Annotated in this window: 15 protein-coding genes; 4 read left to right on the top strand and 11 right to left on the bottom strand. The window is 49.7% G+C overall.

Features of this window, described 5'->3' with window-relative positions; translation table 11 throughout:
- Positions 1–5: 5 nt before the first annotated feature.
- The 5 genes from ACVB80_RS12885 to sohB form a co-directional block, all read right to left on the bottom strand.
- On the bottom strand, positions 6–275 hold the full coding sequence (locus ACVB80_RS12885) for a LapA family protein (protein WP_481081692.1): 270 nt from the start codon (positions 273–275) through the stop codon (positions 6–8).
- A 144-nt stretch (positions 276–419) separates the two neighbouring features.
- A complete protein-coding gene (gene ihfB, locus ACVB80_RS12880; protein ID WP_481081691.1) occupies positions 420–704 on the bottom strand; it encodes an integration host factor subunit beta in 285 nt (94 codons plus the stop codon).
- A gap of 188 nt (positions 705–892) precedes the next feature.
- On the bottom strand, positions 893–2,563 hold the full coding sequence (gene rpsA, locus ACVB80_RS12875; protein ID WP_481081690.1) for a 30S ribosomal protein S1: 1,671 nt from the start codon (positions 2,561–2,563) through the stop codon (positions 893–895).
- Between the two features lie 103 nt (positions 2,564–2,666).
- Entirely contained in the window at positions 2,667–3,347 is a 681-nt protein-coding gene (gene cmk, locus ACVB80_RS12870) for a (d)CMP kinase (RefSeq protein ID WP_481081689.1), read from the bottom strand.
- Between the two features lie 155 nt (positions 3,348–3,502).
- Entirely contained in the window at positions 3,503–4,564 is a 1,062-nt protein-coding gene (gene sohB, locus ACVB80_RS12865; RefSeq protein ID WP_481081688.1) for a protease SohB, read from the bottom strand.
- Between the two features lie 76 nt (positions 4,565–4,640).
- Here sohB and ACVB80_RS12860 point away from each other — a divergent pair, with 76 nt between their 5' ends.
- Positions 4,641–5,384, top strand: coding sequence for a YciK family oxidoreductase (locus tag ACVB80_RS12860; protein ID WP_481081687.1), 744 nt, complete (start codon positions 4,641–4,643; stop codon positions 5,382–5,384).
- 66 nt (positions 5,385–5,450) lie between these two features.
- Here ACVB80_RS12860 and ACVB80_RS12855 read toward each other — a convergent pair whose 3' ends face one another.
- A complete protein-coding gene (locus ACVB80_RS12855) occupies positions 5,451–6,395 on the bottom strand; it encodes a chemotaxis protein CheV (RefSeq protein ID WP_481081686.1) in 945 nt (314 codons plus the stop codon).
- Between the two features lie 99 nt (positions 6,396–6,494).
- Positions 6,495–7,709, bottom strand: coding sequence for a sugar metabolism global transcriptional regulator Mlc (mlc, locus tag ACVB80_RS12850; protein ID WP_481081685.1), 1,215 nt, complete (start codon positions 7,707–7,709; stop codon positions 6,495–6,497).
- Between the two features lie 306 nt (positions 7,710–8,015).
- Here mlc and pyk point away from each other — a divergent pair, with 306 nt between their 5' ends.
- Positions 8,016–9,461 carry a pyruvate kinase gene (pyk, locus tag ACVB80_RS12845; RefSeq protein WP_481081684.1) on the top strand — a complete coding sequence of 482 codons (1,446 nt, stop codon included), beginning with the start codon at positions 8,016–8,018 and terminating at the stop codon, positions 9,459–9,461.
- Positions 9,462–9,480: 19 nt separating this feature from the next.
- On the opposite strand, the gene ACVB80_RS12840 is transcribed toward pyk, so the two are convergent.
- Both ACVB80_RS12840 and cydH read right to left on the bottom strand, forming a co-directional pair.
- A complete protein-coding gene (locus ACVB80_RS12840) occupies positions 9,481–10,638 on the bottom strand; it encodes a patatin-like phospholipase family protein (protein ID WP_481081683.1) in 1,158 nt (385 codons plus the stop codon).
- A gap of 14 nt (positions 10,639–10,652) precedes the next feature.
- Entirely contained in the window at positions 10,653–10,745 is a 93-nt protein-coding gene (gene cydH, locus ACVB80_RS12835) for a cytochrome bd-I oxidase subunit CydH (protein ID WP_481081682.1), read from the bottom strand.
- A 632-nt stretch (positions 10,746–11,377) separates the two neighbouring features.
- On the opposite strand from cydH, the gene ACVB80_RS12830 reads away from it, so the two are divergent.
- Positions 11,378–12,847 carry a sodium-dependent transporter gene (locus ACVB80_RS12830; protein WP_481081681.1) on the top strand — a complete coding sequence of 490 codons (1,470 nt, stop codon included), beginning with the start codon at positions 11,378–11,380 and terminating at the stop codon, positions 12,845–12,847.
- The gene (locus ACVB80_RS12825) at positions 12,844–12,936 is read left to right on the top strand and encodes a MetS family NSS transporter small subunit (RefSeq protein ID WP_481081680.1); all 93 of its coding nucleotides are present in this window, start codon (positions 12,844–12,846) and stop codon (positions 12,934–12,936) included. The genes ACVB80_RS12830 and ACVB80_RS12825 overlap by 4 nt, the downstream gene beginning before the upstream one ends.
- 257 nt (positions 12,937–13,193) lie before the next feature.
- On the opposite strand, the gene ACVB80_RS12820 is transcribed toward ACVB80_RS12825, so the two are convergent.
- Both ACVB80_RS12820 and ptsG read right to left on the bottom strand, forming a co-directional pair.
- Entirely contained in the window at positions 13,194–13,598 is a 405-nt protein-coding gene (locus tag ACVB80_RS12820) for a hypothetical protein (RefSeq protein WP_481081679.1), read from the bottom strand.
- 152 nt (positions 13,599–13,750) lie between these two features.
- Positions 13,751–15,181 (bottom strand): PTS glucose transporter subunit IIBC, encoded by a 1,431-nt coding sequence (gene ptsG / locus ACVB80_RS12815; protein ID WP_481081678.1) that lies wholly within the window; start codon positions 15,179–15,181, stop codon positions 13,751–13,753.
- Positions 15,182–15,594 lie beyond the last annotated feature (413 nt).

Here is a 15,594-nt window from a genome sequence, read left to right as displayed (position 1 = left end):
TTGAATTAACTCTCTTTCCTAGCTGTTACCAGCTCTTGTTTCTTCACCTGCTTGTTCAGGCGGCGAATAGTCATTTTGTACTTAAGATGAATGCTTCCAAACGCCAGTGCCGACAGAACAGCACCAGTGGCAAACACGATACCAAGCAGGATAGACAGGTGGAAGTCCCCTTTTGCCACCAGGTAGTTAAAGGTAACAACCTGCTGGTTCTGGGCACCGAGAGCGAGAGTGATCAGCACCAGTGCAATCACTGCGATTATTTTTATAATTTTCATAACTCACAACTCCAAGGACGAGTTTCACGACTCCTGATTATGCAGGAAATTGCGTTGTCAGACCATGCTAATCAGGAGATTTTGGCCATAAAAAAGCGGCATACGCTGGGCATGCCGCTTTTTTATAATCCAACAGACGGAAGATTAACCGTAAATATTCACGCGCTCGCGCAACTCTTTGCCTGGTTTAAAATGAGGAACGTATTTACCTTCCAGTTCCACTTTTTCACCAGTCTTAGGGTTACGGCCCATTCTTGGCTCACGGTAGTGCAGTGAGAAACTACCGAAACCACGGATCTCAATGCGGTCACCGCTTTCAAGTGTCGTCGCCATGTGCTCAAGGATATCTTTCACCGCATCTTCCACTTCTTTTGCTGAAAGATGAGTGAGTTGCGCACAGAGTCTTTCAATCAGTTCAGACTTAGTCATAGTTCCTCTCTTTACCTAGTTTTCTCACCAATTATAGACAGGAATATCAATTCCAACAATTACTTGCTAACTATTATAGGATAAAAATTACACTTATGGAGGCCCAGAAACAAGGAAATGCCCCGCAGAGTGAAAATGCGGACAAAAAAAAGGAGCCTTACGGCTCCTTTTTCTGTAAAGACAGAGGATTACTCGCCTTTAGCAGCTTTGAATGCGTCAGCCATAGCGTTACCGAACGAAGCATCATCTTGCTTGTTCAGAGAAGCCATTGCTTCCTGCTCTTCAGCTTCATCTTTAGCTTTAACAGACAGGTTGATTACGCGGTTCTTACGGTCAACACCGGTGAACTTAGCTTCAATGCTGTCGCCAACGCTCAGGATCAGAGAAGCGTCTTCTACGCGGTCACGAGAAACTTCAGAAGCGCGGATGTAACCTTCTACGCCTTCTTCCAGCTCGATAGTTGCACCTTTAGCGTCTACTGCAGTTACAGTACCGTTAACCAGAGTGCCTTTCTTGTTGTCAGCAACGTAGTTGTTGAACGGGTCGCTTTCCATTTGCTTAACGCCCAGAGAAATACGCTCACGCTCAGCGTCAACTGCCAGAACAACAGCAGAGATTTCGTCGCCTTTCTTGTACTCACGTACTGCTTCTTCACCTGGTACGTTCCAAGAGATGTCAGACAGGTGTACAAGACCGTCGATGCCGCCTTCAAGACCGATGAAGATACCGAAGTCAGTGATAGACTTGATCTTACCAGTTACTTTGTCGCCTTTAGCTTGTGCTTCAGCGAAAGACTGCCATGGGTTAGCTTTACACTGTTTCAGACCCAGAGAAATACGACGACGCTCTTCGTCGATCTCAAGAACCATAACCTCAACTTCGTCGCCAACATTAACAACTTTAGATGGGTGGATGTTCTTGTTAGTCCAGTCCATTTCAGAAACGTGTACCAGACCTTCAACGCCTTCTTCGATTTCAACGAAGCAGCCGTAGTCAGTCAGGTTAGTAACGCGACCAGTCAGCTTGTGACCTTCTGGGTAACGCTTAGCGATTGCTACCCATGGATCTTCACCCAGCTGCTTCAGACCCAGAGATACGCGGGTACGCTCACGGTCGAACTTAAGAACTTTAACGTTGATTTCGTCGCCAACGTTCACGATCTCAGATGGGTGCTTAACGCGTTTCCAAGCCATGTCAGTGATGTGCAGAAGACCGTCAACACCACCCAGGTCTACGAACGCACCGTAGTCAGTCAGGTTCTTAACGATACCTTTAACTTCAGTACCTTCCTGCAGAGTTTCCAGCAGCTCATCACGCTCAACACTGTTTTCAGACTCGATAACAGCACGACGAGAAACAACAACGTTGTTGCGCTTCTGGTCCAGCTTGATTACTTTGAACTCCAGCTCTTTGTTTTCCAGGTGAGCAGTGTCACGGATAGGACGTACGTCAACCAGAGAACCTGGCAGGAATGCACGGATACCGTTCAGTTCTACAGTGAAGCCGCCTTTAACTTTACCGTTGATAACACCAACAACAGTTTCAGCTTCTTCGTATGCTTTTTCAAGAACGATCCAAGCTTCGTGACGCTTCGCTTTCTCACGAGAAAGTTGAGTCTCACCGAAACCATCTTCAACAGCGTCAAGAGCTACGTCTACTTCAGAACCAACTTCAACTTCAAGTTCGCCAGCAGCGTTCTTGAACTGTTCAGCAGGGATAGCAGACTCAGACTTAAGACCAGCGTCAACCAGTACAAAGCCGTTTTCGATAGCAACTACAGTACCTTTAACGATAGTACCTTGTTGGAATTCAGTCTCGTTCAGAAACTCTTCAAAGAGTTGAGCAAAAGATTCAGTCATTATTTAATCTTCAATAAATTAAACGTCCACGGGCATCCTACCGCGTGGGGTTGATAAAATTGCCAGTCATCATCCTTGCGACCGACACTCCGACTGCCCCGGGTTAGCGTGACAGTTTAGATTCGATATATTTCATCGCCTGCTCTACCACTTCATCAATAGAAAGTTCAGTAGAATCAAGCTTTAGCGCATCATCAGCAGGACGCAACGGAGCCACCGGCCGGTTACGGTCACGGTAGTCACGATCCTGTATCTCGCGCAAAAGGTCATCAAATTTAACATCATGACCTTTCTCTTGCAACTGATTATAACGCCGGTTGGCTCTTTCTTCCGCACTCGCGTCAAGAAAGATTTTTGCTACGGCAGACGGAAATACCACAGTGCCCAGGTCACGGCCATCAGCTACCAGCCCGGGTTCAGTTGCAAACGAACGCTGACGGCGCAGCAGCGCCTCACGAACGCGTGGCAGAGCAGCAATTTTAGATGCCGCTTCACCGGTGGTTTCCTTACGTAACTCTTTTGAAACGTCTTCGCCTTCCAGAATCACTTTCACCAGGTCGCCTTCGGCGATGAACTGCACGTCCAGATGGGTTGCGATAGGAACCAGGGCATCTTCTGAGCTGGTATCCACACCGTGGTGGATCGCCGCCAGCGCCAGTACCCGGTAAATCGCGCCCGAATCGAGCAGGTGAAAGCCTAATTTTTCCGCCAATAACATACACAAAGTGCCTTTACCGGCACCGCTTGGTCCATCAACAGTAATAACTGGTGGTTGAAAGGACATGAGTTTCTCCATAGTTATTTATGAGCAAGCGTTTTGGGTGCCTGGCACCAGGGCTTACTTTTTTCGGGCGGCATTATACCCAAAATTGGCGGTGACTCTAAGCAAAAAATGGCCGGATGTTCTTCACATCCGGCCACTCCTGAGTCCGCGTGAGATCAGACGATCGGACGCTGGCCGCGTGTAATCCATTTCATCACAAACTGGTCTGCCGCCTGCGAGGCCACCCCGGCCAGTTTGTCTGCCAGCTTCTTCTTCTGAACATAATGGACAGACAGTACCGTCTTCTCTTTACACGCCTGAAGCACCAGGTCATCTGAAGTCACGATGTCATCCACCAGGCCAAGGTCGCGCGCCTGTGTGCCAAACCAGTGTTCACCGGTAGCCACCTTGTCCAGCTCCAGAGCCGGGCGACGCTCGCGAATAAAGTCTTTAAACAGGGTATGGGTCTCTTCCAGCTCTTCCTTAAACTTGTCACGGGCCTTGTCGGTGTTTTCACCAAACATGGTCAGGGTACGTTTGTACTCACCAGCGGTCAGTTGCTCAAACTCAATATCGTGCTTTCTCAGCAGCTTGTTGAAGTTAGGCAACTGAGCAATGACGCCAATCGAGCCTACGATAGCAAACGGCGCCGAAACAATTTTATCTGCCACACATGCCATCATGTAACCACCACTGGCAGCAACCTTATCGACCGCAACAGTCAGTTTAATACCGGCCGCTTTAAGGCGGTCAAGCTGAGAAGCCGCCAGACCGTAGCCATGAACCATGCCACCGCCGGATTCCAGACGCAGCAGAACTTCGTCCCCTTCCTGAGCGACCGAAATAATCGCGCTGATCTCTTCCCGTAATGACGTGACTTCTTTGGCATCAATACTGCCGTGAAAATCAAGCACAAACAGGTGTGGGTCGCGCTTCGCTTCCAGCCTGCCCTCTTTGGCAGACTGCTTGATCTCTTTCTCTTTCGACTTGTGCTTTTCCTTGTCGGCCTTCTTGTCCGCCTTATGACGTGCTTTCAGGTAAACCTCTTCAAGCATGTGATTCTCAAGATGCTCCACCTGGTCACGGTGATTATCCGACAGGTTAGTAATTTCCAGTTCACCTTTTGGTCCGCCATGTTTACCACCCACCGCTTTGGCTACCACGATAAGTGCCACAATCGCCGCCAGCAGTGTGACGATCTTGGCTAAAAACAATCCATAATCTAATAAAAATTCCAATGCTTTATCCCCGTAAGAACGAATTGGTGTATTGTAACCGTGTTACAAAATCAATTAAACCAAAGGAAAGGTCGCCGTGGAGTATTCATTTGCAACTAACTGTCTCAAAGGCAAAGTCATTCTGGTTACCGGAGCGGGTGACGGAATAGGTAAACAGGCCGCGCTCAGCTACGCAGAACATGGAGCCACCGTTATTCTGCTGGGCAGAACAGTCTCCAAACTTGAGCAAACCTACGACGAGATAGAAACCGCCGGCGGCCCGCAACCGGCCATTATTCCACTGGATATGCTGGGTGCCAGCAAACAGAACTATCTGGATATGGCCGAAACCATTGAAGGCCAGTTTGGCCGCCTTGATGGTGTGCTGCACAATGCTGGCCTGCTGGGTGTGATCAGCCCGTTTGAGCAGATTGATGAAGAGAGTTTTGATCAGGTCATGCAGGTCAACGTCAAAGCGCAGATGATGATGACGCAGGCCCTGCTGCCGCTGCTGAAGAAATCTGCTGACTCACGCCTGGTGTTCACCTCCTCTACCGTTGGCCACATTGGCCGCGCGTTCTGGGGAAGCTACGCTATTTCGAAATTTGCCACTGAAGGCATGATGCAGGTGCTGGCAGACGAGCTCGAAGACTCACCGGTTCGGGTAAACGCGATTAATCCGGGTGGCACACGCACCAAAATGCGCGCCCAGGCCTTCCCTGCTGAAGATGCAGAACTACTGAAAACACCGCTGGATATCATGCCGCTATACATTTACCTGATGGCACCAGAAGGGAAAGTGGTACACGGCCAATGCATTGATGCCCAGCCAAAACGCTGAGCCATACCATAAACACAAAAGGAGCCAGACGGCTCCTTTTTTAATTTCTTAATAACTCATTGATAATTAACCACCAAGCACTTCCCGCAGTCGGTCCTGGGTGGTTTTCACCAGCAGATCCGGCTGGAACTTGGAGATAAACGCGTTACAGCCCACTTTCTTCACCATGGCTTCGTTAAAGCTGCCACTGAGCGAGGTGTTTAAGGTTACAAATAGTTCACTCATTCGCGGGTCGCTGCGCACTTCATGAGTCAGTTTATAACCGTCCATCTCCGGCATTTCAGCATCGGTGATCATCATCAGCAGCTCTTTGGCTACGTCCTTGCCTTCATCACACCAGCGTTTGAGCATGTTTAATGCTTCCAGGCCGTCACTGGCTTCAATAAACTCAATACCCAACTGGGACAGAGTGCCGACCACCTGAGAACGGGCGGTCGATGAGTCATCCACCACCAGGATCTTACGGCCCACCATCTCACCAACCAGGTTCTCATCCAGAATACCGTCTGAAATAGAGGTATCGTAATCGACGATTTCTGCCAGCACTTTTTCCACATCAATGATTTCCACGATGCGCTTCTGGTCATTCTCGGTAATTTGAGTGATTGCCGTCAGGTAGTTGGCGCGGCCTGCAGTTTTTGGCGGCGGCTGGATCTCAGTCCAGGCGGTGTTCACGATATGACGTACCTGTCCTACCAGGAATCCCTGGGTAGTTCGGTTATATTCGGTAATGATCAGGTTAGTTTCTTCATTCATATCCATCGGACGGAAACCAATGGCAGCCCTGAGATCGATAATGGGTACCGGTTCGCCCCGGAGAGAGGCAACACCCGTGATATTATGATGTGAACCCGGCATTTTTGTCAGTGGTGGCACTTTAAGCACCTCTTTCACTTTAAAAACGTTCACTGCAAAAATCTGGGAACTGTTGAGCTGGAACAATAACAACTCAAGGCGGTTCTCACCTACCAGGTTGGTTCGTTGGTCAACAGTGCTTAATACTCCGGACATAGTGCTTCTCACCGATTTTTATACTAATTACAGCGTACAGCATTCACCCGCGTTGCGCCATTGGTTAGCCGTGACAAAGCACCGATAATGATTAATTTCTTAACCTTCAATCACTTTCATCAACAGTTCACCATCGTACATCGCCTGTTTGATTAATGCCGCTCCCGGCATAGTCGCCTGATTATAGAAACGACTCTCTGCTAATTGTAGATCCTGATGATAAACCGGCAATGTTTGCCTTTCGATACAGCTTTGAATAGCCGGAAACAAAATGTTTTTGGCTTCGTTGATCACGCCACCAATCAGTACTTTTTGAGGGTTAAACAGGTTGATGACAATTGATACTGCCTTTCCCAGATAATCCGCCAGCTTTTCGATCTCTTCAATGGCCAGAGCATCGCCTTCATTCGCTGCCGCGCAGATGCTTTCGACCGTTATATCGTCTGCCGGAACAGTAGTCTGGTCACCGACTGCAATCCGCTCCGCAACTTTATCGCGCAGTGCTTTAGAGCTGGCCACCGTCTCAAGACAGCCGATATTGCCGCAATGACAGGCTTTACCATTTGGGTCCACCTGGATATGACCGAGCTCACCAATATTACCGTGTCTGCCCTGCAGCACATGACCATCGAGAATAATACCGGCACCCAGACCATGGTGAATGGAAACCAGTACCGAGTTCTCAGTGTCCTGAGAGTTACCAAACAACTTCTCAGCCAGCGCCCAGGCACGGGTATCATTGGCGATAAAGACCGGCAGACCGGTGGCTCGATAAATTTCCGGCCCCAGCGCCAGTTTGTTCACGTTGTAATGAGGCATCTGCAGCACTACCCCGCTTTGCGAATCTACCAGGCCTGGCAGAGTCAAAGCGATACTGGTTACCCGGTCAAGAATGTCACTGTAGGACTGGAAAAACTCTTCGATTTCATGAAGCAGCCGCGCCAGAACATCATCCTGTTCAATCTCTTCAATATCGATCTTGGTTTCTACCAGCACGGTGCCACCCAGTTCATGAAGGGCAATAGTCAGATAGCCCCGGCCAAGACGCATAGACAAAAACTGCCAGCCTTCGTTATCGGTCTGAAGACCTACGGCAGGACGGCCACGGCTGGTCGCTTCCTGTACCGTGGTTTCGTGGATCAGGTGGGCATCGATCAATTCGCGGGTGATTTTGGTAATACTGGCCGGAGCCAGCTCACTGGCTTTGGAAAGGTCAATCCTGGATATGGGGCCTTTGGTATCAATCAGCTTATATACACGGCCCGCGTTGACCTGCTTTATATGATCAATATGGCCTGGTTGAGCCATGTACATAGAAAACTCCGACAAGTAAAAAATGAAAGCCCTGCGTAATATAATTAAAAGAATCAAGAGAGGCAGGAACTGTTAATAAGTTAATTTTTTTACTTTGCGAACTAATTGTGAAGCACCTTGGACAAACCTCGTGACCAGCGTCACGGATAAAACACAAATTGGCACGAAGATGAAAAAATCCCCTCTGTTTGAGGGTGGTCAGAGTAATCGTTACAGTGTTATTTTATGAACAAAAAAAACAATAACGTCTAAACTCGATAATAAAAAGCAGCCCAATACGGGCTGTGCTCAACGCTGGAGATCACCATGTCAAAACGTCTGAGACGAACCAAAATCGTCGCTACTTTAGGCCCCGCCACAGATAGCCCTGAAATCCTCGAAAAAATCATTCTCGCCGGTACAAATGTTGTCCGGATGAACTTCTCACACGGCGAGCCACAGGACCATATTAACCGTACAGAGCAGGTCCGCGCCATTGCAGCCAGACACGGCATTCATGTCGCCATCCTGGGGGACCTGCAGGGGCCAAAGATCCGCGTATCCACATTTAAAGACGGCAAGGTCATGCTGGGTGTGGGTGACAGCTTTACCCTCGATGCAGAGCTTGGCAAAGGCGAGGGCCATCAGCAAGCCGTAGGCCTGGATTATCCGGAGCTTGCCAAAGATGTGTTCGCGGGCGATACCCTTCTGCTCGATGACGGCCGGGTTCAGCTTGAAGTAATCTCCGTAGAAGGCAGCAAGGTCCATACCCGGGTACTGGTCGGTGGCCCGCTTTCCAACAACAAAGGGATCAACAAGAAAGGTGGCGGCCTTTCTGCCGCAGCCCTGACAGATAAGGACAAAAAGGACATCCTGACCGCGGCCAAACTCAAAGTGGATTACCTGGCTGTCTCGTTCCCGCGTAATGGCGATGATATGCGTTATGCCCGCCGGCTTGCGACGGATGCAGGCCTTAATACCCGCCTGGTCGCCAAAGTAGAACGCGCCGAAACGGTCGCCGACAGTGAAAGTATGGACGACATCATTACGGCTTCTGACGCCGTGATGGTCGCCCGGGGCGATCTTGGGGTTGAAATCGGGGATCCGGAGTTGATCGGGGTTCAGAAAGAGCTGATCCGCCGCGCCCGAAGCCTGAACAAAACCGTTATCACTGCGACCCAGATGATGGAGTCAATGATCATCAACCCACTCCCTACCCGAGCTGAAGTAATGGATGTAGCCAACGCAGTACTTGACGGTACGGATGCTGTCATGTTGTCCGGTGAAACTGCAGTCGGTAACCACCCGGTTAAGACCGTAACCTCCATGGCTGAAGTGTGCGTAGGTGCTGAGAAAATGCCCAGCATTAATGTTTCAAGTCACCGGGTGAACCGCCAGTTTACCAGCTCTGAAGAAGCGATCGCCATGGCGACCATGTATTCGGCCAATCACCTTGAAGGCGTTACCGGAATGATCACCCTGACCGAGTCCGGTCGTACACCGCTGATCATGTCGAGGCTCAGCTCCGGCCTGCCTATCTTTGCCCTGTCACGTAATGAAGCAACCCTGAACCGCTGTGCGCTGTACCGGGGAGTCACGCCTGTCTTCTTCAGCCGTGAAGCTGATTCGGGCCTGCCAACCGCTCTGGAAGCGGTAAAAACCCTTAAGCAAAAAGGCCTGCTGGACAAGGGCGATAAAATCATTATCACCCAGGGTGATGTCATGGACGTGGTTGGTTCGACCAACTGTATGCGGATCATTGACGTGCAGTAAGCGCTGAAGTGAAATCTGGCTAACCGGAGCGGGATAAGTGTCCCGCTCCTGCATTTTTAAACGCCTGAATAAAGTTCTCCCCCGCTTTATAACCAAGCTCATAATCACTGAGAAGCTGCTCTTCTTTGCTCATAAGAGGCGATGACTTCATCTGCGCGTCAGGTGCGATCTGCACCACAAAGCAATCATCCGGCGGGTGATGCAAAAACTCGCGGGTCAGAGTGTAAGTCTGGTAGTGGATCATCAGCATGTCTGCAAGGCCGGAGTCAAAACGCTCACCCAGGATATGACTGAGACGATAAACGTCATCCGCACCAAACAGCCACCGGCCACCGTTCAGTGCTTTAATCGCGTGCTGATGGGGATGCTCCGGCTGAGACTTATCAAACTGCTCTTTAAGAAAGCCGCTCCAGTCCTGCTTCCAGCCAGCGATCTGCTTATCCCACTGCGACTGTATGGTTGCGAGCGAGTTCTGAAACCAGCCTGGATGAACGTGCGCCTCCGTACCGGGTGCTACGCCTTCCGGAAGAGGCTGATCCAGATTTTCTGTCCGGATCACCACTATCAGGCGGGCCTCGCGACGCCAGGCTTCCTGGGCGGGAACAGAGGCGGAGATCCCTCCATCATGATAACTTGTTCCCCCGATCTCAACCGCCTTGTCATACAGACGGGGAATCGCGCAGGTCGCGGTTAACACCTCTTTCCAGTCAGGACCAAAGATCGGCAGATAACGGTCCTGAAGGTGGGCTGTTTCCGTTACCGTCGCAACTGCTTCCCGGTCGCCAAGTACGCTCTCACCCATATCGAGATCGAGTTTGTACGGATAGTGACAGATCTTTTCCATCGCCCAGTCCAGCCCAAGTGGCTGGCGTTTACGGATATAACTGTAAAGATGGAAAAACTCGCGGCGGGTCGTCAGTTCAAGTAAAAAGGCTTTGCTCAGGCCGGGCTGACGACACAGATAAGCAGCCAGGTTCATCGCGCCAGCAGACGTGCCGTAAAACGCATCGAAAGGATCAAAGTTAGAGAATAAAAAAGCATCCAGGACACCGGCGGTAAATATCCCCTTCTGGCCGCCTCCCTGTGCGACCAAAGCGATATTTCCGCCCAGATACTTAGTAAAACGCGTGTCGTCCAGCTGAGCGGCGTGTTCGTTAACAACCCCGGCATTCCGCATACGCTGAAACGGTGTTATGCAGTCGCGATCGCAATGACACCAAACGCAATCATGACACCAAACGCAACCGCCACGATACCCAGAGCCAGTTTCAGATCATATTCCATAGCAACCTCCTGTTAGTTAACAAATAAATAACAGCTCCGTGAGTGCTGTTCAAGCAATGTCCCGAGCGGAATAACCATAGTGTAGCCAGGGTCACAAATGTTACTCCCGGTAACACTGCTGCCATCTTATTAACAATATAAACAGTATAACGCTTCATTCCGGAACAGGTGCAGAATGCTGTGCGACAAATAGACTCAGCCCGCCCTGATTATCAGGCCGATTTCAGATTCGTCAGCAGCACCCACTTATTTATTAATTTAGTGTGATCTGCTGCCCATTTCGTCGGTTGAGTAACATTTATTCACTTTCGTGACATTTCATCAGCAGATCTGCAAACAGAAACCATCAGTTAACATTTTATCATCCTGCCCGTTAACGCTTTTCAACCAGATACATCTATTGCTTTAACTTTTTATAGCCGGTAGTCTTCGGCTTATGCGCAGCGGATTATTCCGCTTTTCGCAAACACACATCATAAAAATCAGAATATATAACCAGTTTTTACCTTTCAGGTTAGTACAAATTACTACCAACAAAGAGTTGCACCGTGCATTACTCTCTGTTTATGGACAGTTTGAGTCTCAGATACAGGTAAAGCTTCATATCAGGAAAGTTTGTAAAGGAGCAATTTATGAAGCGAGAACAATGGGGATCCCGGGCGGGGTTCATTTTAGCCGCTGTTGGCTCAGCCATCGGGCTGGGTAACATCTGGCGTTTCCCTTATATGGCATACGAGAACGGTGGCGGGGCATTCTTTATTCCTTACCTTTTTGCCATGCTCACCGCAGGTATCCCATTTATGATCCTTGAGTTCAGCATGGGTCAGAAATACCGTGGCTCGGCGCCCAAAACCCTGGGAAAAATCCACCCTAAATTTGAGTGGCTGGGCTGGTTCCAGGTTGGTGTAGCGGCTGTTATCGCCGTTTACTACGTGGCAGTAATTGGCTGGGCTATCTCCTACTTTGGCATGTCGTTTAACCAAAGTTGGGGCACTGACACCAACGCCTTCTTCTTCAGTGAATACCTGCAACTGGGCGGTGACAACTCACCAACCGCACTTGGCAGCATTCAATGGAAGATTGCGCTGGCGATGCTAATCGCCTGGGGCATCACTTACGCCGCTATCGTCGGCGGTGTAAAAGCCGGAATCGAGCGCGCATCAAAAATCATGATGCCGGTTCTGTTTGTGATGGTACTGCTGCTGATCGGCCGGATGCTGTTCCTGCCAGGCGCACTGGACGGCCTGAACTACCTGTTTGCACCGGACTTCAGCAAGCTGGGTGATGTAAAAGTCTGGGCGGCGGCGTATGGTCAGATCTTCTTTACCCTGAGTATCGGCTTTGCCATCATGCTGGCCTACTCCAGTTACCTGCCTGAAAAGTCAGACATCACCAACAACGCGTTTATGACGGTACTGATCAACTGTGGTTTCTCTATCCTGGCCGGTATCATGATCTTCGCGGTTCTGGGCTACATGGCTCAGGAGCAGGGTAAAGCCCTGACTGACGTCGTCTCTGCCGGTGTTGGTCTTGCGTTTGTAACCCTGCCAGCGGCAATTAACCTGCTGCCTGCACCGTACATCCTTGGCCCTCTGTTCTTCTTCGCCCTTGTAGTGGCTGGTCTGAGCTCTCATATCTCAATCATGGAAGCGGTCACCTCTGCGATTATCGACAAACTGAAGTGGAGCCGTAAGAAAGCCGCCAATGTGGTGATCGGTACCGGTGTGGTTGTTTCAATGGCATTTGCGACCAACGGCGGCCTGCTGCTGCTGGATCTGGTAGACCACTTCGCCAACAACGTAGGCATCATGGCCGGCGGTTTTGTTGAGATTGCCCTGATGGCATGGCTGCTGAACAAGGTGCCTGAAGTACGCGTTTACGTAAACGGCCAGTCTGACTTCAGCATCGGCAGCTGGTTTGAAGTATGTCTGCGCTTTGTAACCCCGGTTATGCTGGCGGTAATCCTGGCCACCAAACTTCAGGCTCTGTTTACCGACGGCTACGGCGGCTACAACCTGACTCCAGGCTGGATGCTGATCGCTGGTCTGTTCGCTTTCTCTCTGCTTATCAACGCAACCACCCGTAAGGAGGTACTGGCATGACAACAGGTGCAATCATCATGATGGTCCTGGGACTGGGGATCACCTGGGGTGGCGCAGCAATCTGCATTAAGCGCGCGATGAATAAATAGTATTCAACACTCTGAAATGACAAACGCCGGCTGAAATGCCGGCGTTTTTTTTTTAAGGCTCTGGGGTCTGGGCTCTGGGCTCTGGGCTCTGGGCTCTGGATGATATTTCTCGTTCCCACGCTCCGCGTGGTAATGCATATCTGACTTAACATCAACTACGGTTTTGGGTTTAACCTCCCGTATGTATTCTCACGGAGACCGTGGGAACAAGCAGAAGCCCCTCGTCCCACGAACCACGTACCGCGCAACCATCAAATTCAGAAGCTATAACGCACACCCAGTGCCGCATCGAGTTCCAGCTTACTGTTACCAATGAAGTTCCACGCCGGGCTCAGCTGAGCATAGCCGTTCCAGCCCTTCCCGATATCCAGATCAAGTCCTACCGGTACACGAACACCGCCATTATCTCGCCAGCCGATCCAGCCACCAGCGCCGATGTACCAGTCAAGGTTTGGCTGTGATTCAAACTTGTTCCTGTGGAACAGATAATCTACAGCAACACCATCGTTACCGATGGCGAAGTTATAAGTGTCCTGATACTGACCAACAAAGCTAAAGCCCTGGTCCACACCAAAACCCAATTTGAAGTCTTTTGCTGCATTACCTTCTGCTGCGGCAAAACCTGACACCAGTGCCAGGGAAAGAAGTGCATATTTGCGCATATATGTTGTCTCTGCGTATAAGTTTTTTAATGGGCAGAGTTTTCTCAAATATGCCGTAGGCTGTAAACACGCCGCAGGTCAGGTGTTTGTCAGAAAGCAAAAAAGAAGGCCGAAGCCTTCTTTTTTTGAGGGGAAGTTAAGCTGAAGCGGAATTAACCGTGGTTACGAATCCACTCATCCATTTCAGTTTTCAGGTTGTCAGACTTAGTACCGAAGATTGCCTGAACACCACCTGATACAACTACTACGCCAGCTGCGCCAAGTTGCTTCAGTTTGTCCTGGTTAACAGTCTCAGTGTCTGCAACAGATACACGCAGACGGGTGATACAAGCGTCCAGACCAGTGATGTTCTCTTTACCACCGAATGCTGCAACCAGTTCACCTGCCAGAGCAGTACCAGTCAGAGCTTCTTCATCTTCTTCAGACTCGTCTTCGCGACCTGGAGTTTTCAGGTCCATAGCACGGATTACGAAAGTAAATACTACGTAGTACAGTACTGCGTAAGCAACACCCAGACCTACCAGCAGCAGCATGTTTTCTGCACGTGGAGACTGAACAACAAAGTCGATGAAACCGTTAGAGAAGGTATGACCGTGTACAACACCCAGAGAGTTAGTCAGTACGAACGCCAGACCAGCCAGTACAGCGTGGATTGCGTACAGTACAGGAGCAACGAACAGGAATGCGAACTCGATTGGTTCGGTAATACCAGTCAGGAATGAAGTCAGAGCTGCTGACGCCATGATACCCATTACTTTAGCGCGGTTTTCAGGCTTAGCTGCGTGAGCAATTGCAAATGCAGCAGCAGGCAGACCGAACATCTTGAACAGGTAACCACCAGCCAGCTGACCGAAACCGTTACCAGCTGCACGAGATGCGTCATCCGCAGTCAGGAAACAGGTCATGATGCCGTTTACAGTTTCGCCGTTCGCGTTCACACAGGTACCTGCTTCGTAGAAGAATGGTACGTTCCAGATGTGGTGCAGACCGAATGGGATCAGAGAACGCTCAACGATACCGTAGATACCGAATGCAGTTACAGGATCTTTGTGTGCTGCCCACTCAGAGAATGTCGCGATAGCAGAACCAACTGGTGGCCAGATTACCGACAGGATTACACCCAGTGCGATTGCAAGGAAACCAGTGATGATTGGCACAGCACGCTTACCAGCGAAGAAGCCAAGGTACTCAGGCAACTGAATTTTGTAGAAACGGTTGAATGCCCAGGCAGCTACACCACCGACCATAATACCACCCAGAACACCGGTATCGATTTTATCGACGCCCATGACGGAAGCCATTACGCTCAGAGTCGCAACAGTAATACCGTAGCCTACGATAGCAGACAGACCTGATACACCGTCGTTGTGAGTAAAGCCAAGTGCTACACCTACTGCGAACAGCAGTGGCATTTGACCGAATACAGAACCACCGGCTTGTTCCATCAGGTGGGATACCACCTCTGGAAGCCAGCTAAAGTTGGCAGCACCAACACCAAGCAGAATACCTGCAACAGGAAGTACTGATACTGGCAGCATCAGCGCTTTACCTACCTTTTGCAGATTACCAAATAGGTTTTTCATAAATATGCTCCTGAAGATTATTAGTATTTCTTACAAACTGACGGCACACCCCCGTAGCCTTGATTACTGCCCCATCAGTGAATGTTTCACTTAAACAGTGTAGTAAACGTGTCAGATTGCAAAGGAATTAATTCCTGAAAAGAATTATATTTTCCGCCTCAAAATATATCGTGATTTAACTCACCATTCCTAGCGGATGGTGAAAATTAGTTTCAAAATACTAACTGGATCACAATCAGGATCTATTGCTGAAATGCTTTACATACGCGTATCTATATGTTTATCAAGTATTTTATTCACAAAGCGAAATATTTCGCCTGTAATCAATTACGCACCCAATGTTATTTCACGTAACAAAATTACAAGACGTTGCAATTGGCTCATTTTTGTCCAACAAATACGGTAAACATGAG

The sequence above is a fragment of the Vibrio sp. 9-16B-A1 genome, assembly GCF_056726165.1.
This window is presented reverse-complemented; position numbering and strand designations above follow the sequence as displayed.